This window comes from Hyphomicrobium sp. DMF-1, from assembly GCF_027886585.1.
GTDB lineage: Bacteria > Pseudomonadota > Alphaproteobacteria > Rhizobiales > Hyphomicrobiaceae > Hyphomicrobium_C > Hyphomicrobium_C zavarzinii.
This window is the reverse complement of the sequence record NZ_CP115706.1, coordinates 2,187,242-2,209,431: the sequence shown is the minus strand read 5'-3', so window position 1 is coordinate 2,209,431 and position 22,190 is coordinate 2,187,242. Positions and strand designations below refer to the sequence as shown.

Below are 22,190 nucleotides of genomic sequence, written 5' to 3'. Positions count from 1 at the left end.
CTTCCTTAGATCGGAACGACGAGCGAGCGGCCCTTGGCCTTCGCATTCTTGAGCCACATGGCAACCAGCAGACGCGTGATGGTCACGGCCGCGAACACCGATGTGATGATGCCGAGCGTGAGCGTGACGGCGAAGCCGCGGATCGGACCGGAGCCGAGCCAGAACATGATCACCGCCGCCGCCAGCGTCGTGAGCTGGCTGTCGAGGATGGTGACGAACGCGCGCTGGAACCCCGATTCGATCGCCGCGATAGGTGTGCGGCCGGCGCGAAGCTCCTCTCGCATACGCTCATAGATCAGCACGTTGGCGTCCACGGCCATGGCGATGGTGAGCACGAAGCCCGCGATGCCGGGCAGCGTCAGCGTCGTGCCGATCACCGACATCAGAGCGAGAATGAGAACGCCGTGCACGAGCAGGCCGATGACTGCGTAAACGCCGAACGTGCCGTAGGCCAGGATGGTGAGAATGGCCGTCGCGATCAGGCCGACAATGCCCGCGAGCTTGCCCGCCTCGATGCTGTCGGCGCCGAGCGAAGGCCCGACGGTGCGCTCCTCGACGATGGTGAGCTTGGCGGGCAGCGCGCCCGAGCGAAGCTGAATGGCGAGGTTGTTGGCACTCTCGACGGTGAAGTTGCCCGAGATCTGACCCGAGCCGCCGAGGATCGCCTCGCGGATCACAGGCGCAGAGATCACCGTGTCGTCGAGCACGATGGCGAACGGCTCGCCCACGTGATCCTTCGAGAAGTTGCCGAACTTGCGAGCGCCCGACTGATTGAACCGGAAGCTGATGATCGGGGCGTTGGTCTGGCTGTCGAAGCCGGGCTGCGAATCCACGAGGTCGTCGCCCTGCACCACCGGCGTCTCGGCGAGCACGTAGCCCTGCTCGAAACCGGCTTCCCGCTCCGCGGCGGGATAGACGCGATAGCCCATCGGCGGACGCGTCGTCTTGGCCTCTTCGGCCGTGATGGTCGGATGCACGGCGTGGAACGACAGCTTCGCCGTCTTGCCGATCAGATCCTTGAGCTGCTTGGTGTCGGTGAGGCCCGGATACTGCACGAGGATGCGGTCGCGCCCCTGGCGCACCACGGTCGATTCCGCCGTGCCGAGCGCGTTCACGCGGCGGTTGACGGTCTCGATCGAGGCCGAGGCCGCATTCGAGAGACGCTCCTGCATGCCGAACTGAGTGGGCTTCAGCAGGATCAGGCCCGGTTCCGCCCCCTTCTCAACCTCGACGTCGTTTCCGCTGGTGCCGAGAATGGCGTTGCCGATCGGCTGCACGAGCTTCTTCAGCTCCTTGAGCGCGGTCTCCGTGTCCTCGGGCTTGACGAGACGAATCTGCACCGCATCGCCGGAGACACCGATCGCCGAGAAGCCGATCTTCGCCTCGCGAAGCGTCTTGCGCGAATCCTCGCGCAGGTTCGCGAGCCAGTCCTTGCGGATCTCGTTCTGGTCGAGCGCGAGCAGCAGATGAGCGCCGCCGCGAAGATCGAGACCGAGCGGCATCTGCCGCTTCGGGATGAAGCTCGGCCAGGAAGCCACCGTCTCCTTCGAGAAGAAGTTCGGCAAGGCGAACAGCAGGCCGAGGAGACACGTCGCGACGATTGCGAAAATCTTCCAGCGCTCGAAGTGCAGCATAACGGAGCGAACCTCTCCCGTAAGCGTTGTCGCGTCGAGACGGGCACCACGCGCGGCCCCGCCTCCGTGCGCATAGCGTATTACTTCGTGACCGTGCCGCCGTCCTTGACCGGCTCACCCTTCGAGCGCACGTCGAGGAGCGTGCTCTTGAGCACCCGCACCTTGAGCGTATCGCTGAGATCGACGTCGATCTCGTCGGAGTTGTCCGGCACGCGCGAGACCTTGCCGATGAACCCGCCCGAGGTCACCACCGTATCGCCCCGCCGCACGCGCTCGATCATCTCGCGGTGCTGCTTCTGGCGCTGGCTTTGCGGCCGGATGACGAGAAAATAGAAAATGAGCACCATCAGCAGCATGGGAATGAGGAGACCGCTGAAGGGGTCTGACATCGGGCCGCTCTGGGCATAGGCCGGAGAGATGAACATAGGGGACTGGTCCTCGTCGGGATCGTCTATATCGGATCGTACAAGCGAATCGCGGCCAGCCTCGACGGAGGATCAACTCCGCAAGCCTGTCCGCCTGAGATCGGCCGCGACTATAGTGGGCGGAGCCCGCTTTGCAACCCTTGCAGCACCGGACGTGGCCCGGGTCAGCACGCCCACTGGCCTGGGTAAAGCCGACAGGAGTATAGAGGACGGCCGGGATCAGCCAGTAGGGGCACGTCCCATCCCGGACAGCAAGAATATGCCCGGAATTCAAGGCCAAAACTGATCATGAGTGAAGAAGCCGACCTTACGGCCCACCTGGACCGCATCGCTGCCGCACTGGAGCGGCTGGCGCCGCCTCCGCCCGCGCTCCCGGATTTCGGCGCGGCCGACGCCTTCGTCTGGCAAGCGTCCAATCTTTCGTTTCAGCCGGTCCCCCATGTGAACCGCGTTCCCCGAACGCTTCTCAAAGGCATCGACGGCTCGGCACGCCAGCTCCTCGACAATACGCGCCGCTTCGCCGAAGGCCTTCCCGCGAACAACGCGCTTCTCTGGGGTGCCCGCGGCATGGGCAAATCGAGCCTCGTCAAGGCGATCCATGCCGAGGTCGAGGCCTCCCTCGCGGATCGGGCCAGCGCTGCGGGCTTGAAGCTGGTCGAGATCCATCGTGAGGACATCGCGACGCTCCCCGCCTGCCTCGGCGCGCTACGCGCCTCTCCGCACCGCTTCATCGTCTTCTGCGACGACCTCTCGTTCGACCGCGACGACACGAGCTACAAATCGCTGAAAGCAGTCCTGGACGGCGGCATCGAAGGGCGCCCGCCCAACGTGCTGTTCTATGCGACCTCCAACCGCCGCCATCTGATGCCGCGGGACATGGTCGACAACGAGCGCTCCACGGCGATCAACCCGTCCGAGGCGGTCGAGGAGAAGGTGTCTCTGTCGGATCGCTTCGGGCTCTGGCTCGGCTTCCACAACTGCAGCCAGGACGACTATCTCGCCATGGTGTCGGGCTATGCCGAGCACTTCGGTCTGCCGATCACGCGTGAGGAACTCGTGCGCGAGGCGCTCGAATGGAGCGTCACCCGTGGCGGCCGCTCCGGCCGCGTCGCCTGGCAGTTCACGCAGGATTTGGCGGGCCGCTTGGGCAAGACGCTGCCGCTATAGGGGCAGCCGGCAACAGGCAGCAGCGAGCGGGATGGGCAGGACAGGGCAGCACCCTGCTGCCCACTGCCCTCATCTACAGCCTCTCCATGAACGGAGTCGGATCGACAGGCTTCTGCCCCTGGCGCAGCTCGAAGTGCACCTGCGGCTGATCCACCTGGCCGGTACGGCCAGCTTTCGCGATCACCTGGCCGCGCTTGATGCGGTCGCCACGCTTGACGAGAATTTCGTCGGCATGCGCGTAGGCCGTCACCCAGCCGTTGTCGTGGCGGATCAGCACGAGGTTGCCGTAGCCCTTGAGCTCGTCGCCCGAGTAGGCCACCACGCCGTTCTCCGCTGCATGAATGTCGGTCCCCATCGGCGCAGCGAGATTGACGCCGTCGTTATGCGTACCGTCGGGGCGCGGACCGAAGCCGCTGATGACTTTACCGGCCACCGGCCAACGCAGCCGTGACCCGGCCACCGAGCCTGCGTTCTGCGACGCAGCCGGAGTGACGGCATCGCTTGCAGCGCCCGGCGTTTCCGCTTTCGCGACCCGCTCGACGTTCGGCGCGGCAGCAGGCGGCGCAGGCGTATTGGACCCGTTGAGCAGCATCGGCTGCTGCGACGACGAGGTCGGCGGCGGGCTCGTCGCCTCGCCCAGGCGCACAGCTCCCGGCGCGGGCGCAGGCGTCTGGGCCTGCTCGCGGTAAGGCTGGGCCTCTGCGGCAGGCGCGGCGTCCGCAACCTGCGAAGCCGCAGGCGCGGCCCCACCCGGAATCTTGAGAACAGTACCCGGCTTCACCTTCCGCGAATCCTGGATGCCGTTGTAGCGCTCGAGCTCCGCGAGCTTCACGTTGTTCTGGCGCGCGATGGCATAGAGGGAGTCGCCGGAACGCACCGTGTAGCTGCCGTTCCAGTCGGACGGCGCCTCGGCGGTGGGCGCAGACTGAGCCGGTTCCGCAGCGGCGGACGTGTGATAGCGATCCTCACGCGCAGGACGCGCCGTCTCGCTCGCAGCCGCGCGTGTGCCGGCCGGCAGATAAAGCTGCTGGCCCGGCTTCAGGTTGGGAGAGGTCAGGCCGTTCGTGGTCATCAGCTCGTTGAGCGAGACCTTGTGACGGCGCGAGATGCCGTAAAGCGTATCACCCGGGCGCACCTCGATCATGTCGCCCTTGGCGCCGCCCGCATCGCGAGAGGCAATCGGCGCGACCTGCCCCGACGGTGCTGCACCGCCATACTGCGATCCGCCCGAATAGGACGGGCTCGGCTGCGCATTGTACTGCGGCGCGCGCTGATCCGAGCCATAGCTCGGCTGGCGCTGCTGCTGCCCATAGCCCCCGTAGGGAGCCTGCTGCTGCTGAGGCGGAATGGCGCTCGTGGTGAGAGGAGCCTGAGGCGTGGGCGGAAGCTCGGAGCGCGCGACGGTGTTGCCGCGATAGCTGGGGCGGTCGTAGCCGGCAGAGCCGAATTCGGAGGAAGCCGAGCGGCCCGTGGCCCCGCCCGAGGGCGCGTAATCGGAGTGGGCGCGCGCCCCTTCGGGATTGCCAAGATCGAAACGAGAAATGTCGGCGCTGCAGCCCGCCAATGCCGCGGCGGCGGAGAAGATCAGACCGATCCTCAATCCCTGAACGCCGGAGGATTGATGACATTTACGCAAAGAACTTAACATGCCACACACCCTGAATACCCACTCTCCAGGTAACCCTTAACCAGTTAAGAGAACCTTAACGGAGGGGCACAAACCCGTTCTGGGCTTGATTCGTCGGAGATGTGAGCGGGTCCCGCGCGCATCGTGAACGTAAATCAAACCCTTAAAATGCACTCCGGCGCACGCGCCACGGCGCGCCTGAGAGACGAACAGGGATCGAGAGATGGCTGCCCGGCTGCATGCCGTAAATCGGACCCCGCACGCACACCCACATACGCTTCGATTGTGCTGCGATGACGGAGAAATCTCGGCGACTTGGCGGCCTTATCGCGCAAGTTGCAGATGCGGTCTCGCGTTCGATGCCGCCCGCACCGGCTTCGGCAAAACAGAAATGAGCGTCGATTGGTCGGCGAAGGACGCGCTAGCCCGCGTCCTTGAGGCGGTTCCTATCGCCGCCCAGCGAGAGCACACCGCCGAGGGTATCCCGCGCACGCTCGTGCGTGAGATTGAGATGCAGCGGCGTTACGGAAATGAAGCCGTCGGCGATGGCGCGCAGATCCGAATCCTTCGGCGGATCGGCCCTGCGGCGCTCGAAGCCGACCCAGAAATAGGGATCGCCCCACGTGTCGCTGCGCTCCTGGATGTGCAGCCCGCCCTGGTCGCGGCGCCCCTGCCGGGTTGCGGCCACGCCCTTCACATCGCCCGGAGCAAGATCCGGATAGTTGATGTTCATGAGCGTGCTCTCCGGCCAATCGACCGAGAGCAGTTGCTCGACCAGCCGCGGGCCGTGCTCCAGCGGCGACTTCCAGTGCTGCCTGCCTTCCGGATCGAAGCCGATGGTGAGGCTCATGGCGATCGAGCGGATGCCGAGCAGCGTGCCCTCCATCGCGCCCGCGATGGTGCCCGAGTAGGTCACGTCCTCCGCGAGGTTCGAACCGTGGTTCACTCCAGACAGCACGAGATCCGGCGCCTTGTCCTTCAGCACATGCTTCACGCCCATGATCACGCAATCGGCGGGCGTGCCGCGAACCGCGAACGCGTGATCGCCGATTTCGCGGTAGCGCAGCGGCACCTGCAGCGTGAGAGCGTGAGAGGCCCCGCTCTGGTTCGTCTCCGGCGCCACGATCCAAACGTCGTCAGAAATCGACTTCGCGATCTGATGCAGCACCGAAAGACCGTGCGCGCCCGCTCCGTCGTCGTTCGTGATCAGAATGCGCATCTGACGTACCATCTCCAAATCGGTCCCGCTCTGCTGATGAAAGCGGAACGCCTCAGTTTGCCTTCTCGATCTTCGTCGCCCCGCCCATGTACGGCTGCAACGCCTCGGGAATTGTGACGGAGCCATCGGCCTGCTGATAGTTTTCGAGCACCGCGACGAGCGTGCGCCCGACGGCAAGGCCCGAGCCGTTCAAGGTGTGCACGAAACGCACGTCCTTGCCGCCCTTCGCGCGATAGCGCGCACCCATGCGGCGCGCCTGGAAATCGCCGCACACCGAGCACGACGAGATCTCGCGATAGGCATCCTGCCCTGGCAGCCACACCTCAAGGTCATAGGTCTTGCGCGAGGCGAAGCCCATGTCGCCCGTGCACAGAAGCATGGTGCGATAGGGAAGCCCGAGCCGCTTCAGCACCTCTTCGGCGCAATTGGTCATGCGCTCGTGCTCGGCGAGGCTCTCCTCCGGCGTCGTGATCGAGACCAGCTCCACCTTGGAGAATTGATGCTGGCGGATCATGCCGCGCGTATCGCGCCCCGCCGCGCCCGCTTCCGAGCGGAAGCACGGCGTCCACGCCGTCATGCGGATCGGGAGCTGCGCCTCGTCCAGAATCTGGTCGCGGACCACGTTGGTGAGCGAGATCTCCGCCGTCGGGATCAGCCAGTAGCCGTTGGTCGTCTGGAACAGATCTTCCGCAAACTTCGGCAGGTTGCCGGTCCCGTAGGCCGCGTCGTCCCGCACGAGCAGCGGCGGGTTGGTCTCGGTGTAGCCGAACGTGGTCGTGTGCAGGTCGAGCATGAACGAGCCGATGGCCCGGTCGAGACGCGAGAGAGCGCCCTTCAGAAACACGAAGCGTGCCCCCGACACCTTGCCCGCCGTCTCGAAATCCATGAGGCCCAGCGCCTCGCCGATCTCGAAATGCTGCTTGGGCTTGAAGTCGAACGCGCGCGGCGTGCCGACGCGGCGCACCTCGACGTTGCCGGTCTCGTCCTTGCCGAGCGGAACATCCTCACGCGGAAGATTGGGGATGACGGACAACGCATCGTCCACCGCCTTGGTGAGCGCGCGCTCCTCCTCCTCGCCCTGCTGGATGACCTCCTTGAGCTCGGCCACCTCCGCCATGAGCTTGGTCGCGAGGGCCTCATCCTTGGCGGCTTTCGCCTTGCCGATCTCTTTCGAAACGGCATTCCGGCGGCTCTGGGCATCCTGGAGCTTGGCGAGGTGGCGGCGGCGCGCCTCGTCCAGCTCGATCAGCTTGGGCGAAAGCGGCTCGAGCCCACGGCTTTTGAGCCCGGCATCGAAGGCCTCGGCGTTGTCTCTGATCCACTTGATGTCGAACACGGGAATGCCTCGGGCGAGAGTCGGTTGTGAACTGAGAGACCTATAGGGCGGGGCGCGCCCGAGGTCCAGACGACCAGGCGACACGTCTGCGCGCTTCCGGAGAGGTCGCGTTGGGGTGGCCGCCGGTCCGAAGACCGGAGGCTAGCTGGAAGCCACGTCGCGCCCGGCCTCGGCCGCCGCCTGCTTCTTCTCGACCCAAGCAACCGCCAGGATCGAAAGCTCGTAGAGCAGCGTGGTCGGAAGCGCCATGATGACCATGCTGAGCGCGTCCGGCGGCGTCAGCACCGCCGCCACGGCGAAAATGCCGACAATGGCGAACCGGCGCCCGCTCCGCAGCGTAGCGGCCGTGACAATCCCGGCCCGCGCCAAGAGCGTCAGCACAACCGGAAGCTGGAAGCAGAGCCCGAACCCGAAGATCAGCGTCATGATCAACGAGAGGTATTCCGACACCTTCGGCATCAGCTCGATCGTTGCCGGGCCCTCGCTCGCCGTATGGGCGAGCCCCATCGAGAACTTGATCAGGATGGGCATCGCCATGAAGTAGACGACCATCGCGCCGAGCACGAAGAACACCGGCGTCGCGATCAGATACGGCAGAAACGCGTTGCGCTCGTTCTTGTAGAGACCCGGCGCCACGAATTTGTAGACCTGCGCCGCGATCACCGGGAACGACAGGAACGCCGCGCCGAACATCGCAAGCTTCAGGTGCGTGAAGATCTGCTCGAGGAAATGCGTGGCAATGAGGCGGACATGGTCGCTGCCCGACGCCCAGACGTACGGCCACACCAGCACGTCGTAGATGTGCCGTGCGATCGTGAAGCAGAGGATGAACATCGCGAAGAAGGCGACGGCGGCGTAGATGAGCCGCTGGCGCAGCTCGATCAGATGGTCGAGCAGCGGCGCTTTCGAGGCGTCGATATCGTCTTGTCCGGGACGCGGAAGGCTCTCCTGCATCAGGCTTGCCCCGCCGTGGTCTCGGAGGCGGGCTTCTCCGGAGAGGACTTAACGTCTGCCTCCGGCTGATCCGCCGCGTGTACGGTCTCTTGCGACGAGGACGGAGGCGCGATGGAGCGCTCGCCTTCCGGCGCGCTCACCGGCTTGGAAGCGGCTGCAGGCGTCCCGCTATCGACCCGCGCGGCCGACTTTACGGCATCCACCGACCGCGTCGCCTCGTCGAGAGAGGCTTTCACGCCGTCGCGCACATCCCGCATTTCCTTCTGGATCTGGTCCATCTCGGCTTCCCGCATCGCCTGCTCGAACACGCTGCGGAACTCGTTGGCCTGGCGGCGGACGACGCCCGCATACTTGCCGAGCGTGCCGAGAAAGCGCGGCAGCTCCTTCGGCCCCACGAAGATCAGCGTGACGAGGCCGAGGATGAGAAGCTCGCTCCAACTGACATCGAACATCGGAACGTCCAGATAAAAGCGAGAAAGCTCGAGCAGCTGCGGTGCCGGAACCCGTCCGGCTTACCCGCGGCCGCTCACGCCCCATGTCTCGCAAAAAGACTGCGCGAGAGGAACGAAACCCCTGCTCGCGGTCAACCCGCCTTCGACTTGTCGCGCTCGGCGGCGTGCTGTGCCGGGTTGTCGATCACCTTGGGATCCGCCACGGAAGGCTCGTCCTCGGACAACCCTTTCTTGAAGCTCTTGATGCCCCGTGCCACGTCGCCCATCAGGTCCGAAATCTTGTTACGGCCGAACAACAGCACGACGATGACCAAGAGCAACAACAGATGGGTCGCACTCAACCCCATGAAACGCCTCCTCTCGACCACGAGCCTGCGCGATCCTGACGATCCGCGCTAAGGCGATGGTCTGACTTAAATTGTTTAGAGCTTGGTACGCTTGTGAGGTTGACCTTTCTCAAGCGTCCCGCTCCCGCGTCGTCACACGACGCGTCGCATAGGCTCAGGCCCACTATTGCAGAAACCCACCCCCCTCGCAAGCGTAGGGCGGGGCAGAAGCCCGCGAATTAATATACTGATATTTAAACTACTTTGTCGGCACAGGGCGGGAAGATGAGCACCTGCCCGGGGTCGATATGAAGTCGCACCTCGCTGCCCTTCTCGAACGGCGAGCCCACATTTGCCCGCACGTTGATGGGCTCATCGAAGCCCTCCGCGACCACCTCGTAGCGCACGGCATCCCCCAGGAACTTGGCACTCCGCACCCGTGCCGCGAGCCCCGGCACGGAGCCGCTCCCAGCCGCGACGATCCCCACGCCCCGCTCACGGACGCAGAGGGTCGCAAGCGCCCCCTCCGCGACGCTTTCAGCCGGCAGCGAGCCGATCGGCGTCGAGATGCGCCCGCCCGCAACCCGATAGGTGATCTCGTTGATCTCAGAGAACAATCGCGCGACGAACAGAGCGGCGGGACGATGATAGAGATCCTGCGCCCGGCCCGTCTGGATGAGACGTCCCGCGCGCATCACCGCGATGCGGTCGCCGATGCGCATGGCCTCTTCCGGATCGTGCGTGACGATCATCGTGGTCGCCCGTGTCTCGTTGAGGAGCTCCAGCGTCTCCTCCTGCATGACGTCGCGCAACTGCACGTCGAGCCCCGAGAACGGCTCGTCCATGAGCATCACGGCCGGCCGCGGAACAATGGCGCGCGCCAGCGCAACGCGCTGCTGCTGTCCGCCCGAAAGGATGTGCGGATATTGATCCGCGTAGCGCTCGAGCCCCACGCGCGAGAGCATCAGGAGGGCTTCCCGGCGCGCATCCTCTCGCGGCAGCGCCTTGAGGCCGAACGCGACGTTCTCGACGATGGTGAGATGGGGAAACAGCGCGAAGTCCTGAAACATCAGCCCGACGCCGCGATCCTCGGGCTGCACGAAGCGCGCGGGGCCGGCAACCTCGATATCGCTGATGAGGATGCGCCCGGAGGTCGGCCGCTCGATACCGGCCGCCACCCGCAACAGCGTGGTCTTGCCGCATCCCGATGGCCCCAGCAGGCACACCACCTCGCCCGGCTCTACGTCGAGCGAAAGCCCGTCGAGCGCCAGCCGCTCACCGTAGCGCTTGGTGACGGCGTCGAACGAGAGGCGGGCTGCGAACGTCGCCCCTGCGCGCACGCGCGGAGACCCTGCCAGCGCGGGCTCCGTCGGAGGTTTCGGAGATCTCTTGAACAACCAGCGTACCACCGGGGAGCAAACCTTCATGGCCGGCTTGATGCGCCGGATCGGACCAGGCGTGCACCGGAGCGCCCCACCCTCGCAGCGGACCATGCCCCGGCAATCACCTGCAGGCAACATTCCCGACTTTGATCGTTAACATCAAGGGCTGGAATTGACACGGGGCAAGGATAGCCACCGTTCCGGCGATTGGAGCCGCCCACCCCCCACCAAAGAGCCTGAAACTAGTCTTGCGGCTCCGGCGGACCATCCGCGGATGCGGATGGCGCGCCCGCCTCATCGTCCTCGCCGCCGGTCTCCTGATCGGCGCCGGCCTCCTCGCCCTCATCCTCCTCAGGCGACTGCTCCTCTTCGGCAGGCTCTTCGAGCGGAAGCTCGTCCGGCATGAGGGACGCGACCATAGACGGGTCGGGTACCGTGAAGCCCGGCGGGAGATGTCCGTCGAGCAGCCCCTGCGCCTTGAGATCGGCGAGCCCCGGGAGGTCCTTCACGCTGTCGAGACCGAAGTGCGCGAGGAAGCTGTCCGTCGTTCCGTAGGTGAGCGGCTTGCCCGGCGCGCGGCGCCGTCCACGCGGACGGATCCAGCCCGCTTCCATCAGGATGTCGAGCGTACCGGCCGACGTCGTGACGCCGCGGATCTCCTCGATCTCGGCGCGCGTCACCGGCTGGTGATAGGCGATGATCGCCAGCGTCTCGAGTGCAGCCCGCGAAAGCCGCCGCTCCTCGACCGTCTCCCGTTCCAGCAGATAGCCGAGGTCCTCGGCCGTGCGGAACACCCACTTGCCGGCCACGCGCACGAGGTTCACGCCGCGCGGCGCATAGAGCGCCTTGATGTCGGAGAGCAGCGCGCCGATGTCGCTGCCGTGGCGCAGATGCTTTGCGAGCCACTCCTCGTCGAGCGGCGTCGAGGAGGCGAACAGCAGCGCCTCCACGATACGCAGATCCGCGAGACGATCCTCCGCCCTGGGCGCGCGTCCGGCCTCCACCGCGTCCGCCTCGGAGAGAGCGCGCGCAAGCTCGATCGCCTCCTGCGCTTCGGGCTCATCGCCTGCAAGATCGTCCTCGATCCCGTCGCGGGTCACCAGTCTCAGTTTCGGCGGAACCATGTCGCCATCCTTATGTCCGGGTGAGATCGCCGTTGGAACCACCACTCGAAAAACCGCAACCACCCTTGCTCATCACGCGGAGCGAACCTCTCGCATCCTCGCCGCGCCTCATGCGCCGGAGGGCTGAGATCCGCCGTAAACCACCTCGAGACGCTGCCACTCGGCGCCCGCTTCGCGCTTGCGCATGTAGATCGGAGCAAACGGCTCGTCCTGGCGCAGATCGATCATGCCCTCGCGCGCCATTTCCAGCGTCGCGCCGAAGGAGCTTGCGAGCACCGTCTTGTCCTCCTCGACGGTAGCGAGATACGTCTTGAGACAGCTATCGAGCTCCACCCAATCGGTGATCGCCTGCCCGACGAGGGTTTCGAGCTTCGTGCGCGCCTGCTTGATGGACCACACGCGGCGTGCCTTGACCACATGCGTGACCTTGATGGTGCGCCGGCGCAGATCCGCATAGGACTTGAGGAGATCGTAGATCTCCGCCGTCCACTTCACTTCACTCACCGTCTGCGTCTGCTCGGGCATGCCGCGCTGGAACACGTCGCGATCGAGACGCTTGCGCGTCATCAACTCGCCGATCGCGCGGCGCATCGCCTCGAGGCGCATCAGGCGGAACGACAGCTTCTGCGCCATCTCCTCCGCCGAAAGCTCGTCGCCCGCCTTCTCCTCGCGCGGCAGGATCAGCCGCGACTTCAGGAACGTCAGCCACGCTGCCATCACCAGATAGTCGGCCGCGATCTCGATCTTGAGCCGCTGCGCCTCGTGGATGTAGGCGAGATACTGGTCGACGAGCGCCAGGATCGAGATCTTCGAGATGTCGACTTTGTGCGTGCGCGCCAACGCGAGCAGCAGATCGAGCGGACCCTCGAAACCGGCCACGTCCACGATGAGCGCTTCCGACGCCGCGGGCGCGAGATCGCGATCGGGCGCTTCCCAGCCCTGCTCGCCTTCGCCCATCTGCCCAGCGTCGTCGATCATCGATCCAGCACTCGCCAATCCCTGCGATCTGTCCTGCTTCGCGCAAGGTCCAAGCGCAAAATAGGAATCTTTTCGCCAGATTACACTGATTCAGTGCGCCGTCTTGCGGTTCCCAGTGCGACCGCAAGTTGTTGCTCTGCGCGCCCCGAATCATAGGGTTCCCTGCGCCGGAATACGGCCAAAGCCGCCTCGAACCGCCGCAGCGCATCGCCTGCCAGCACTGGCACGGCCGACGCAACTTCCTCCATCTCCGCGAGCACCCCATTGCAGTGCAACGCCAGATCCGAGCCCGCGCTCAGCACCCCCTCCGCGCGCTCCCGGAACGTGCCCGAAAGCGCCTTCATGCTGAGATCGTCGCTCATCAGGAGCCCATCGAAGCCGATCTCGCCGCGGATCACGTCCTGCGTCACCGTCCGCGACGTGCTCGCCGGCTGGGCGCCATCGATGGCCGTGAACACGACGTGCGCCGTCATCGCCGCCGGCATGTCGGCAACCGCCTTGAAAGCCGCGAAATCGGTAGCAGACAGCACCGCACGCGCTTCGGTGACGACGGGAAGCTCGATATGGCTGTCCGCCATGGCCCGCCCATGCCCCGGAATGTGCTTGATCACGGGCAGCAAGCCACCCGCCATGAAGCCCTCCGCGACCGCCCGCGCCAGCGCCGCGACTTGCCGCGGCTCCCGCCCGTAGGCGCGGTCTCCGATGATGTCATGGGCGCCGGGCACAGGTACGTCCACGACAGGCGCACAATCGGTGTTGATCCCGAGGCTCCTGAGATCGTCGGCCAGCAATCGCGCCGCGAGGAAAGCGGCATCGCAAGCGCACGCCGGATCGTCCTCGTAGAGGCACGCGTAGGCATCCGCCGGAGGAAGCGCGCGCCCGAGCGGAGGACGCAGACGCTGCACGCGCCCGCCCTCCTGGTCGATCAGCACAAGAAAATCGTCGCTGCCGACTGCGCCTCGCGCATCCCCGACGAGACGGCGGATCTGATCGTGGCTCACGCAATTGCGCGCAAAGAGGATGAGACCGGCCGGTGCGGCGGACTTGAGAAAGCGCGCCTCGTCGGCCGAAAGCGTCGCGCCGGAAACGCCGGTGATGAAGGCTGATGTCATGTTTGAGGTTTCGCCCTCGCAAAGGGATGTGAGGCTCGGAGACCGGATCTCGCGGACGGAGGATCACCGGCCTCGCCCAACGGCCATCCATAACGAGAGACCGTCTCCGGCATCCGCCGTCCCGCCTTGCAGAAGCGGATCACAGGCCGCTCGTCACGGAGCGAAAGGTCCACGTGCCTAGTACGCGGTGACCCAGCACCCGCTGTAGCCTTCGGCCTTGAGCTGCGCGCACACCGAGTTGGCGGAATCGCGCGATCCAGGCGGCCCGACGAGCAGGCGGTGGTACGTTCCCTTGGTTCCGAGGTTGGCCTCCTGAACGTCGGGCGTCTTGTTGGAGAGAATGGTGCCGTACTTCTGCTGCATGTCGGCGAACTGCTTCAGCGCGTCGATGCGGCTGCTGCCCGAGGCGGGAACGGACGCGAGCACGGCCACGTAGCCCGCTCCCGTCGGCTGCGGACTGACGGCAGCCGGTGCGGCCACCGCGGCGACCTTCTCCTTCTTCGGCGCAGGCGCCGCCTGCTCGGCCTTGGGCGTCGCGACCGCCTTGGTCTGCACGGCGCCCGTTTCGGACGGCGCGGCGTTGGCGATCAGGTTGGCGGCCTTTTTAGGAGCCTGCTGCGATGGCGCGACCACCACCGGCTGATCGGTGTCCGAGGCCGTCACCATCTGCACCGGCGGCGAAGCCTGCTGCTGCGGCTGCGTGCGTGGCGTAACAGGGCGGTTCGGCGAAGGTCCTCCCGCGGGCGCACCGCCGAGACCATCGATGACCGTGAGGCCGGGCACGGCCACCACGGCGCGTGTCTGCTCGTCCTGGGGGGCGGCGGGTTGAGCTGCGGGCGGCGGCTGGATAGATCCATCGCGTCCGACCACCACCACCGGAACCTTGCGCACACCCGCGCCATCGGCTTCCGGCTCGGCGCCTTCCCCGAGGCGGCCCATGATCTTGCTGTCCGTATGGGCGAACTGCTTGCCGCCCGGCTCCGACGGCTTGACCTTGGTCGGTCCCGTCGCGCCTTTCACGAGCGGCGTCGGCCCGTTGTTGCTCGGCCCCATGATGCTGCTGTAGGCGAACGTTAGCACACCGCCCACGGCCACCGTGCACGCTACCAGCGCGACGACTTTCTTCCAGCTCGAGCGGCGCGGCTCCTCTTCGTACTGCGCGTCGTCCTCGGCGTAGCTCTGGTCGAACGAAGCGTGCGGCTGCTGGGCGTTGTTCTGATAGACCTGGCCGCCGAGATCCGGCTCCATCTGCGGCTCGCCGTAGGGATCGCCGCCCCACTGCCCTGCCGCACCCTGCTGCAACGCGTTGTTCAGGCCCCCAGCGCTGTAGGCGTGGCCATCATAATCCCGCGCATCGAGCGCGAGGCTCTGCGCGCCCCACTGGTCGGCCAGCGGATTGAGCGGTGCTTCCGCGCGAGGCGGCGCATAGGAATTGGTTTGTGGTGCCGCATAACCCCCGCCGTAGGGAGAGGTCTGAGGCTGCGGCGCGGCAGGCTGGGCATAGCTGTGCGCAGACGAGCCGAAGGCGGGCGCGGAAGGCGCGGGCTGCGCGTGCGGCTGGGCAGCCCCGAACGGCGGCGGAGCCTGCAGATTGGACTGACCGGCGTAGCCATATCCGCCGTTCGCGCCATAGGGATCGGCGGCGGCTGAATAGGGCTCATAGGACGGCTGCGGCATCGGCGAAGGGGCCTGCTGCTGCGGCGGGCGGGCTCCGTAGCCTTGCGAAGGGGCCGACGGCTGCGGGGCCGAATACCCGGCAAGACCGTAAGGGTCCGCTGCGGGAGCCGACTGAGAATAGCCATAGCCATCCGGCCGAAGAGCCGCGTAAGGGTCCTGCGGCGCGGGGGTCTGATATTCCGGCTGGTAGCCGTGATCGGCGTAGGGCTGCTGGGCGGCCGGGCGGCCCGTGCGCGGCACGCCCTGGGACGGCCAGGCGGGCTGCTCGGGTTCCAGATGCGACATGTGAGCGTGAGCGGGCTGCTGGCCCTGACCTGCGGGACGTCCCTGCGAATGCGGCACCTGGTTGGGTGGCACCGGATTATGCGGCAGAGGATTGCTATACCGTGTCATCTCTCGGAACCCCTCGTCGCACACCCCGAGCACGCTTTCGCCGCGCCCTGGGCCAATGTCCTGTCGGCGGAACTGTACCGTCGGCTGAGCACCCCAGCCAACGCAATTCCGTACCCCACTCGCCGCAAGATGGTCCCCCTTGCCCGTAATCCCCACAAGCCCCACAGGCTTGATCTGGGAACCCCGGGTCGGCCTCGTCTGACCGCTGCGCCGGATAGAGCCTTCGAATCAGGACTCTAGCGCATCGCCTCTGGAGCTCCGACACCGAGCACCGAGAGACCAGAGGATAACACGTGCTGCAGCGACGCAACGAGCGCGCACCGGGCCGCTGTCAGCGCGCGATCACCGGCCTGAATAACGCGCAATTGTGGCAAATCATTGCCTCGCGTCCAATGAGCGTGAAAAGCGGAAGCCAAATCATAGAGATAGAAGGCGACTCGATGCGGCTCATGGGCCTTGGCCGCCCCCGCGATGAGGCTCGGATAGAAGGCGGCTTTCCTGATCAGATCCAGCTCTCCGGCATCCGTCAGAAGATCGAGGTTCGCCACCACCGATCCGGAGTCGGCAAACACGAGATCCGGGAACGCTTCCCGCGCATTCCGGAGAACGGAAGCCGCACGCGCATGAGCATACTGCACGTAGAAGACCGGATTGTCCTTGGACTGCTCGGTCACCTTCGCGAAGTCGAAGTCGAGCTGCTCGAGCTCTTTCCGGTAGAGCATCATGAAGCGCACCGGATCGCGCCCCACCTCGTCCACCACGTCGCGCAGCGTCACGAACGTGCCGGCCCGCTTCGACATCTTGTAGGGCTCGCCGTTCTTGAACAGCTTCACGAGGTTCACGACCTTGATGTCGAGATCGGCCGTGCCGCCCGTGGTGTGCCAGTGCTTGAGCTTACCCTTGGCGTCCCGCTCGACGGTCCCGTCCGCAAACGCGGCGACGGTCGCCAGCATGCGCGGGATGTAGCCGATGTGATCGGCGCCGAACACGTTGATCAGATGACGGAAGCCGCGCGTGAGCTTGTCGTAGTGATAGGCGACGTCTCCGGCGAAGTACGTATACGTGCCGTCCGCCTTCATCAGCGCGCGATCGGCTTCATCCCCGAACGCGGTGGAGCGGAACAGCGTCTGCTCGCGATCCTCCCACTCCTCGTCGTCGTGCCCCTTCGGTTTCTCCAGCCGCCCTTCGTAGATGAGCCCCTTCTTGCGCAGCTCCGCGACGGCCGCCTGCACCTTGTCCTCGCTGCCCTTGGTGAGGGAGGCTTCGGAGAAGAAGATGTCGTGCTTGATGTTGAGGGCCGCGAGATCGTCCTTGATCATCGGCATGATCTGCTCGATCGCGAACGTGCGCACGAGCGGCAGCCACCGTTCCTCGGGCATGTTGACAAGCGAAGAACCATGCTCCTTCGCCAGAGCCGCGCCGACGGGCTTCAGATACTCGCCCGGATAGAGGCCCGCGGGGATCTCGCCGATCTCCTCGCCCAACGCCTCGCGGTAGCGCAGAAACACCGACCGCGCGAGCACGTCCACCTGCCCGCCCGCATCGTTGATGTAATACTCCCGCGTCACGTCGTAGCCGGCGAACGCGAGGAGGTTTGCAAGCGCATCCCCAAACACCGCGCCGCGGCAATGGCCGACGTGCATGGGGCCTGTGGGATTGGCCGAGACATATTCGACGTTGGTCTTCGCCCCCTGCCCCACGTTGGAGGCGCCGAAGCGGGCTCCCTGGTCGATGATGGCCTTCACCACGCCATGCCAGAATTGCGGGTGCAGTCTGAGATTGAGGAAGCCCGGCCCCGCTACCTCGGCAGACGCGACATCCGGATCGGCCGTGAGCGCGGCGGCCAGCTTGTCGGCAATGTCGCGCGGCTTCGCCTTGGCGGCCTTAGCGAGCACCATCGCGGCATTGCAGGCGAGATCGCCATGCGAAGGATCGCGCGGCTGCTCCACGGCGACGGCGCTGAAATCCAGACCCTCGGGCAGCGCCCCCGCCTTCTGGAGGCCTGCCAGTGCATCGAGAACCTTGCCCTCGACCTCTGCGAACACGTTCATGAAGCTCAGTCCCTGGAAGTGGCGGCTGCCCCGCTACCCCTTTGGGATAGAGCGCCTCTGCATCGCCTAATGCGCGGAATTACCGGCCCCGCTATCGCAATTCCGGCGTCGCGTCAAACAGGTGCCGGTGCTGGTCTATGGCATAGCGGTCAGTCATTCCGGCCACGAAATCGGCAATCACGCGCGCCCGCGCACGCTCGGACAGGCCCTGTTGCGCCGCCCGCCAGGAGTCCGGAAGGGTGGAGGCATCCTCGAAATAGCGGCCGAACAGCGCCGCCACCACCGCTTCCGCCTCGTCCATCACGTGCATCACGCGCTGGCTGCGATAGACGCGCTGCATCAGGAAGTCCTTGAGCTTCCTGATGTCCGCCGTCATCCCGGCCGAGAAGGAGACGGTCGCCGCCGGCGCGCCGCGCAGGTCCGCCGGAGACTGAGGATCGAGGGCGGCCAGCCGCACCCGGCTCTCCTGCACCACGTCCTGGATGAGGCGCGTGATCATCCGCCGCGTCACCTCGTAGGTGAGGCGCCCCCGGTCCCCCGGACGCACCGGCGCCGGAAGCCCCGCGACGATCTCGCCGGCAAGCGGCGCCCCCGCAAGGTCTTCGAGCGTGATGAGCCCGGCCCGGAGCCCATCGTCGATGTCATGGCTCACGTAGGCGATGTCGTCCGACAGCGCCGCCGCCTGCGCCTCACCGGAGGCCCAGCGCTCGGGCTCGAGGCTCTGCCACGCTTCGAGATCGCGGATCACCTTACGCACCGGACCATGATCGTCGCCCGTGATGGGCCCATTGTGCTTGGCGAGCCCTTCGAGCGATTCCCACGTGAGATTGAGGCCGTCGAACGCGAGATACTTCCGCTCCAGCGCCATCACCACACGCAGGCTCTGCGCGTTGTGGTCGAAGCCGCCGTAGGCCTCCATCACCTCGTCCAGCGCCCGTTCCCCCGCATGTCCGAACGGCGGATGCCCGAGGTCGTGCGCCAGCGCCAGAGCCTCGGCCAGGTCCTCGTCGAGCCTGAGTTGCCGCGACATGGTGCGCGCGATCTGCGCCACTTCGAGGCTGTGGGTGAGGCGGGTCCGGTAGTGATCGCCCTCGTGATAGACGAACACCTGCGTCTTATGGATGAGCCGCCGGAACGCGGTCGAATGAAGAATGCGGTCGCGGTCGCGCTGAAACGGACTGCGCGTCGGACATTCCGGCTCCGGGAATCTTCTGCCCCGGGAGGGAATCGCACCCGCCGCATAGCAAGCAGGAGAGCGCTCGCCCGGCCGCAGCGCCTCGCCGTACCCGGATTTGCTCGCTGCTGCGTCTTGTATCGCCTTGCCCATGCTGATCCAGAAACACCAGAGGCCCGTTAATAGCGCTTGGGGCCCGTGCAAGCCATTTGACTTACATCGGTCGATTACTATCTTTCTCATGGATTTACACGCGAGGGCACCCGCTGGAAAAGCCCGCGCATGCGCCTCCGAGGATGGCGAGAATGACGCACACCGTGACACTGACAGACCGCGCCGCGCGCCGCATCGAGGAAATCGTGGCCGAAGAGCCAGCCAACACCATGCTCCGCATTTCGGTGGAAGGCGGCGGCTGCTCGGGCTTCCAGTACAAGTTCGACCTGGTGGACACCGCGGCGAGCGACGATGTGGTGGTCGAGAAGAGCACCGCCAAGGTGCTGATCGATCCCGTGTCGCTGGAGTATCTGGCGGGCGCCGAGATCGACTTCGTGGACGATCTGATCGGCGCCTCCTTCAAGATCCAGAACCCGAACGCCACCGCCTCGTGCGGCTGCGGCACGAGCTTCTCCCTCTGAGCCCTACTGCCTGTCTACTCCCCACTCCTGCCCGCCGAGCCAATGAAAATCACCACCTGGAACATCAACGGCATCAAGGCGCGCATCGACAATGCGCTGACGTATATCCGCGAAACGAAGCCGGATGTGTTGTGTCTGCAGGAAATCAAATCCGTGGACGAAGGCTTCCCGCTCGAAGCCTTCACGGACGCGGGCTATCAGGTGGCCACCCATGGCCAGAAGGGCTTCAACGGCGTGGCGATTCTCTCGCTCCATCCGCTGGAGGACGTGAGCCGCGGGCTGCCCGGCGATGAGGCGGACGCCCAATCCCGCTTCATCGAGGCCACCGTCACGGCGGGCTCCCTCTCGGTGCGCGTGGCTTCGATCTATCTGCCGAATGGCAATCCCATCGGCACAGAAAAGTTCTCCTACAAGCTCGCCTGGATGGCCCGCCTCGAAGCCCACGCCCGCACGCTTCTCGAATCCGAGATGCCCGTGGTGCTCACCGGAGACTACAACGTGATCCCGGAGCCGATGGACGCCAAACGTCCCTCAGCCTGGGTCAACGATGCCCTGTTCCAGCCCGAAAGCAGAAGCGCCTTCAGACGGCTCGAGAACCTCGGCTTCCTGGACGCCATCCGCGCCTGCCACCCCGAGCCAGGCCTCTATACGTTCTGGGATTATCAGGCGGGCGCCTGGCAGAAGGACGACGGCATCCGCATCGACCATCATCTGCTCTCGCCGCAGGCTGCCGATCGGCTGGTCTCGTGCGGTATCGATCGTTTCACGCGCGGCTGGGAAAAACCTTCCGATCACGCGCCGGTCTGGTCCACCTTCGCTTAAGCTGACACCTGCAGGGATCGCGAGAAACGAGAAAGATGCGAGCAGCATCGGCTCGCATCCTGGAAGATCCTGAAAATTAGCGCGTGTAGCCCGCCGGAGCGGCCGGAGCCGGATTAGTGGCCAGAGGCGTAGTCACATCCTGCAGCTTCGGCGGCTCGCCGCTCATGGTGCCATAGTTGAACGTGCGCGCCGCAGGCAGCCGCGGCGTGGTGGCCAATTCCGCACGCGGGGCTATCACGTCGACGGGCTCGCCGTTCTTGCAGGTGCGGACGGGCCCCACCGCGAGCTGCGCGAGCCCGCTGCGATCACGCTGCTCCGTCGGCTTGCGGCCATAGCGGTTGCCCCACTGGGCCACGATGCCGGTTGCCTGCCGCCGCGTGCCCTCGGCCGCGCCGCAGAAGATGTTCTGATAGATATCCTCGATCCACATCGCATCCTGCGGCGACGCGTTGTCGACGGCCACCGCGATCAGCGCGAGCGCGCGTGCCGGATCGGGCTCCATATGCTTGCCGCGCCACAAAAGGTCCGCGAAGAACGCCTGCGCGCCCGCATGCCCATTCTGACTCAGCACCGAAAGCCAGTGACGCCCGAGCGGCACGTTGGTCTCGACGCCCTCGCCCTTGAGCTGGAGCTTGGCGAGCTCGAACTGCGCATCCTCGTCATTGAAGGTGGTGGAGGCGTTCTTGAGATAGAACACCGCGCGCTCGGGATCGGGCGCGAGCCCGATCTCAGGCAGCCCGCGCAGCACATATCCGGCAAGCGCGGTCAGCGCCTTGCCCACATACTGCGCGCGCGGATCGTCGGGATCGGCGTCGAGATGCTCGTCGGCGATTTTCTCGAAAAGTGCGTAGGCCTTGGCATGATCGGTGTGCGGTCCGGTATTGTCCTGATAGATCTTGGCCAGGTAGTAGCTCGCCATGAACTCACCCTGCGCCGCCGCGTACTCGAGCGGAGGCATGGCAAGCTCGTAATAGCCGCCCTGGTAGGCGCTCACACCCTGTCGCAGCGCTTCGCGCGGCGAGCTGAACGTCGGCGCCTGCGCCAGCGCCCAGGCGGGCGCGAACGCGATCAACAAAAACCCGAGAACCAGCCTAGATGTCCGCATAGCAAACAATTTCCGCTTTCCCGCCTGCGTGGGTCTCGGCCCCGTCAGGAGCCTGCCCCACCTGAACTGCAAATTTTTTGATGGCTCCGCTCTGGTATGAGTTCGGCGAAGCCTTCCACGTGTTAATCCGCCGCTTGGCCTTGGCCGGCTGCCACTGGCGCTTGAGAGCGATGTCGCAGGGCGCCGCTGCCTGCCCGCGCGACACGATGCCGGCGAACGGCTGGCTGATCTCGGTCTCGGCGAGACCCGGGGCATAGGAGTGCGAACGGTACGGAACCCGCGACGGCCCATCCGCTACATGCCTGCTCGGCAACTTCGACTTGTCGAACGTCCTCGCGTCCATCAACTCAAGTCCAATCGCTCTGAAACTCCCACGAGCGCAACGCACGCGCGCTGTCGCCAGCCGAGAGTAGGAACTGTTGATCTTCCAAAAGGCCGCTTCGGAAAAAGGGGACGGTATCCGCGTCCGCGAAATTGGACGCCCCGCCACTTCCGAACCTGAAGCCCCCGCAGCTCCCGTTCTCTGCTGCAAGTGGTCGCTCTTATTTGTGGCCCAAACGAGGCACGTCCCCTCGTATTTCGTTGCGTTGCGGCAAC

Annotated in this window: 20 protein-coding genes; 3 read left to right on the top strand and 17 right to left on the bottom strand. The window is 65.7% G+C overall.

The genetic code is table 11. The annotated features are described in order from the left end of the window. Window positions 1–5 precede the first annotated feature (5 nt). Both secD and yajC read right to left on the bottom strand, forming a co-directional pair. Window positions 6–1,634: a protein translocase subunit SecD gene (gene secD, locus PE058_RS10105; RefSeq protein WP_020087167.1), complete on the bottom strand. Its 1,629-nt coding sequence runs from the start codon at window positions 1,632–1,634 to the stop codon at window positions 6–8. 80 nt (window positions 1,635–1,714) lie between these two features. Continuing rightward, a complete protein-coding gene (gene yajC, locus PE058_RS10100; RefSeq protein ID WP_020087166.1) occupies window positions 1,715–2,059 on the bottom strand; it encodes a preprotein translocase subunit YajC in 345 nt (114 codons plus the stop codon). Window positions 2,060–2,347: 288 nt separating this feature from the next. On the opposite strand from yajC, the gene PE058_RS10095 reads away from it, so the two are divergent. Continuing rightward, window positions 2,348–3,226 (top strand): ATP-binding protein, encoded by an 879-nt coding sequence (locus tag PE058_RS10095; protein WP_271030523.1) that lies wholly within the window; start codon window positions 2,348–2,350, stop codon window positions 3,224–3,226. A 73-nt stretch (window positions 3,227–3,299) separates the two neighbouring features. On the opposite strand, the gene PE058_RS10090 is transcribed toward PE058_RS10095, so the two are convergent. From PE058_RS10090 to PE058_RS10030, 13 genes are all read right to left on the bottom strand, one after another. Next, window positions 3,300–4,826: a peptidoglycan DD-metalloendopeptidase family protein gene (locus PE058_RS10090; RefSeq protein ID WP_271030522.1), complete on the bottom strand. Its 1,527-nt coding sequence runs from the start codon at window positions 4,824–4,826 to the stop codon at window positions 3,300–3,302. 448 nt (window positions 4,827–5,274) lie between these two features. Next, entirely contained in the window at window positions 5,275–6,072 is a 798-nt protein-coding gene (surE, locus tag PE058_RS10085; protein ID WP_020087163.1) for a 5'/3'-nucleotidase SurE, read from the bottom strand. Window positions 6,073–6,124: 52 nt separating this feature from the next. Further along, window positions 6,125–7,408, bottom strand: coding sequence for a serine--tRNA ligase (serS, locus tag PE058_RS10080; RefSeq protein WP_271030521.1), 1,284 nt, complete (start codon window positions 7,406–7,408; stop codon window positions 6,125–6,127). A gap of 141 nt (window positions 7,409–7,549) precedes the next feature. Then, entirely contained in the window at window positions 7,550–8,362 is an 813-nt protein-coding gene (gene tatC, locus PE058_RS10075; RefSeq protein WP_020087161.1) for a twin-arginine translocase subunit TatC, read from the bottom strand. Continuing rightward, window positions 8,362–8,814 carry a Sec-independent protein translocase protein TatB gene (tatB, locus tag PE058_RS10070; RefSeq protein WP_271030520.1) on the bottom strand — a complete coding sequence of 151 codons (453 nt, stop codon included), beginning with the start codon at window positions 8,812–8,814 and terminating at the stop codon, window positions 8,362–8,364. Before tatB ends, tatC begins: the two co-directional genes overlap by 1 nt. Window positions 8,815–8,945: 131 nt before the next feature. Beyond that, window positions 8,946–9,161, bottom strand: coding sequence for a twin-arginine translocase TatA/TatE family subunit (tatA, locus tag PE058_RS10065; protein WP_026868213.1), 216 nt, complete (start codon window positions 9,159–9,161; stop codon window positions 8,946–8,948). 233 nt (window positions 9,162–9,394) lie between these two features. Further along, entirely contained in the window at window positions 9,395–10,633 is a 1,239-nt protein-coding gene (locus PE058_RS10060; protein WP_271030519.1) for an ABC transporter ATP-binding protein, read from the bottom strand. A 131-nt stretch (window positions 10,634–10,764) separates the two neighbouring features. Next, window positions 10,765–11,646, bottom strand: coding sequence for an SMC-Scp complex subunit ScpB (gene scpB, locus PE058_RS10055; RefSeq protein ID WP_271030518.1), 882 nt, complete (start codon window positions 11,644–11,646; stop codon window positions 10,765–10,767). Between the two features lie 108 nt (window positions 11,647–11,754). Continuing rightward, window positions 11,755–12,624 (bottom strand): segregation and condensation protein A, encoded by an 870-nt coding sequence (locus tag PE058_RS10050; RefSeq protein WP_271030517.1) that lies wholly within the window; start codon window positions 12,622–12,624, stop codon window positions 11,755–11,757. An 80-nt stretch (window positions 12,625–12,704) separates the two neighbouring features. Next, window positions 12,705–13,736, bottom strand: coding sequence for a beta-N-acetylhexosaminidase (nagZ, locus tag PE058_RS10045; protein ID WP_271030516.1), 1,032 nt, complete (start codon window positions 13,734–13,736; stop codon window positions 12,705–12,707). Between the two features lie 177 nt (window positions 13,737–13,913). After that, a complete protein-coding gene (locus PE058_RS10040; RefSeq protein WP_271030515.1) occupies window positions 13,914–15,806 on the bottom strand; it encodes an SPOR domain-containing protein in 1,893 nt (630 codons plus the stop codon). A 236-nt stretch (window positions 15,807–16,042) separates the two neighbouring features. Then, window positions 16,043–17,857, bottom strand: coding sequence for an arginine--tRNA ligase (argS, locus tag PE058_RS10035; protein ID WP_271030514.1), 1,815 nt, complete (start codon window positions 17,855–17,857; stop codon window positions 16,043–16,045). A 91-nt stretch (window positions 17,858–17,948) separates the two neighbouring features. Beyond that, a complete protein-coding gene (locus PE058_RS10030) occupies window positions 17,949–19,184 on the bottom strand; it encodes a deoxyguanosinetriphosphate triphosphohydrolase (RefSeq protein ID WP_271030513.1) in 1,236 nt (411 codons plus the stop codon). 152 nt (window positions 19,185–19,336) lie between these two features. On the opposite strand from PE058_RS10030, the gene erpA reads away from it, so the two are divergent. Both erpA and xth read left to right on the top strand, forming a co-directional pair. Then, the gene (gene erpA, locus PE058_RS10025; protein ID WP_020087150.1) at window positions 19,337–19,666 is read left to right on the top strand and encodes an iron-sulfur cluster insertion protein ErpA; all 330 of its coding nucleotides are present in this window, start codon (window positions 19,337–19,339) and stop codon (window positions 19,664–19,666) included. Window positions 19,667–19,708: 42 nt separating this feature from the next. Beyond that, window positions 19,709–20,488, top strand: a complete 780-nt coding sequence (xth, locus tag PE058_RS10020; protein WP_020087149.1) for an exodeoxyribonuclease III — start codon at window positions 19,709–19,711, stop codon at window positions 20,486–20,488. Between the two features lie 76 nt (window positions 20,489–20,564). Here xth and PE058_RS10015 read toward each other — a convergent pair whose 3' ends face one another. Beyond that, window positions 20,565–21,593, bottom strand: coding sequence for a tetratricopeptide repeat protein (locus tag PE058_RS10015; protein WP_271030512.1), 1,029 nt, complete (start codon window positions 21,591–21,593; stop codon window positions 20,565–20,567). Beyond that, window positions 21,580–21,936 carry a hypothetical protein gene (locus PE058_RS10010; protein WP_271030511.1) on the bottom strand — a complete coding sequence of 119 codons (357 nt, stop codon included), beginning with the start codon at window positions 21,934–21,936 and terminating at the stop codon, window positions 21,580–21,582. Before PE058_RS10010 ends, PE058_RS10015 begins: the two co-directional genes overlap by 14 nt. Window positions 21,937–22,190: the final 254 nt, after the last annotated feature.

Bases quoted from the DNA above. Each gene is read 5' to 3' on its own strand.
- tatA (WP_026868213.1), bottom strand. From the start codon at position 9,161: ATGGGGTTGAGTGCGACCCATCTGTTGTTGCTCTTGGTCATCGTCGTG.
- PE058_RS10060 (WP_271030519.1), bottom strand. From the start codon at position 10,633: ATGGTCCGCTGCGAGGGTGGGGCGCTCCGGTGCACGCCTGGTCCGATC.
- argS (WP_271030514.1), bottom strand. From the start codon at position 17,857: ATGAACGTGTTCGCAGAGGTCGAGGGCAAGGTTCTCGATGCACTGGCA.
- scpB (WP_271030518.1), bottom strand. From the start codon at position 11,646: ATGGTTCCGCCGAAACTGAGACTGGTGACCCGCGACGGGATCGAGGAC.
- tatB (WP_271030520.1), bottom strand. From the start codon at position 8,814: ATGTTCGATGTCAGTTGGAGCGAGCTTCTCATCCTCGGCCTCGTCACG.
- nagZ (WP_271030516.1), bottom strand. From the start codon at position 13,736: ATGACATCAGCCTTCATCACCGGCGTTTCCGGCGCGACGCTTTCGGCC.
- yajC (WP_020087166.1), bottom strand. From the start codon at position 2,059: ATGTTCATCTCTCCGGCCTATGCCCAGAGCGGCCCGATGTCAGACCCC.
- erpA (WP_020087150.1), top strand. From the start codon at position 19,337: ATGACGCACACCGTGACACTGACAGACCGCGCCGCGCGCCGCATCGAG.
- PE058_RS10040 (WP_271030515.1), bottom strand. From the start codon at position 15,806: ATGACACGGTATAGCAATCCTCTGCCGCATAATCCGGTGCCACCCAAC.
- PE058_RS10015 (WP_271030512.1), bottom strand. From the start codon at position 21,593: ATGCGGACATCTAGGCTGGTTCTCGGGTTTTTGTTGATCGCGTTCGCG.
- secD (WP_020087167.1), bottom strand. From the start codon at position 1,634: ATGCTGCACTTCGAGCGCTGGAAGATTTTCGCAATCGTCGCGACGTGT.
- PE058_RS10030 (WP_271030513.1), bottom strand. From the start codon at position 19,184: ATGGGCAAGGCGATACAAGACGCAGCAGCGAGCAAATCCGGGTACGGC.
- surE (WP_020087163.1), bottom strand. From the start codon at position 6,072: ATGCGCATTCTGATCACGAACGACGACGGAGCGGGCGCGCACGGTCTT.
- PE058_RS10095 (WP_271030523.1), top strand. From the start codon at position 2,348: ATGAGTGAAGAAGCCGACCTTACGGCCCACCTGGACCGCATCGCTGCC.
- tatC (WP_020087161.1), bottom strand. From the start codon at position 8,362: ATGCAGGAGAGCCTTCCGCGTCCCGGACAAGACGATATCGACGCCTCG.
- xth (WP_020087149.1), top strand. From the start codon at position 19,709: ATGAAAATCACCACCTGGAACATCAACGGCATCAAGGCGCGCATCGAC.
- PE058_RS10010 (WP_271030511.1), bottom strand. From the start codon at position 21,936: ATGGACGCGAGGACGTTCGACAAGTCGAAGTTGCCGAGCAGGCATGTA.
- PE058_RS10050 (WP_271030517.1), bottom strand. From the start codon at position 12,624: ATGATCGACGACGCTGGGCAGATGGGCGAAGGCGAGCAGGGCTGGGAA.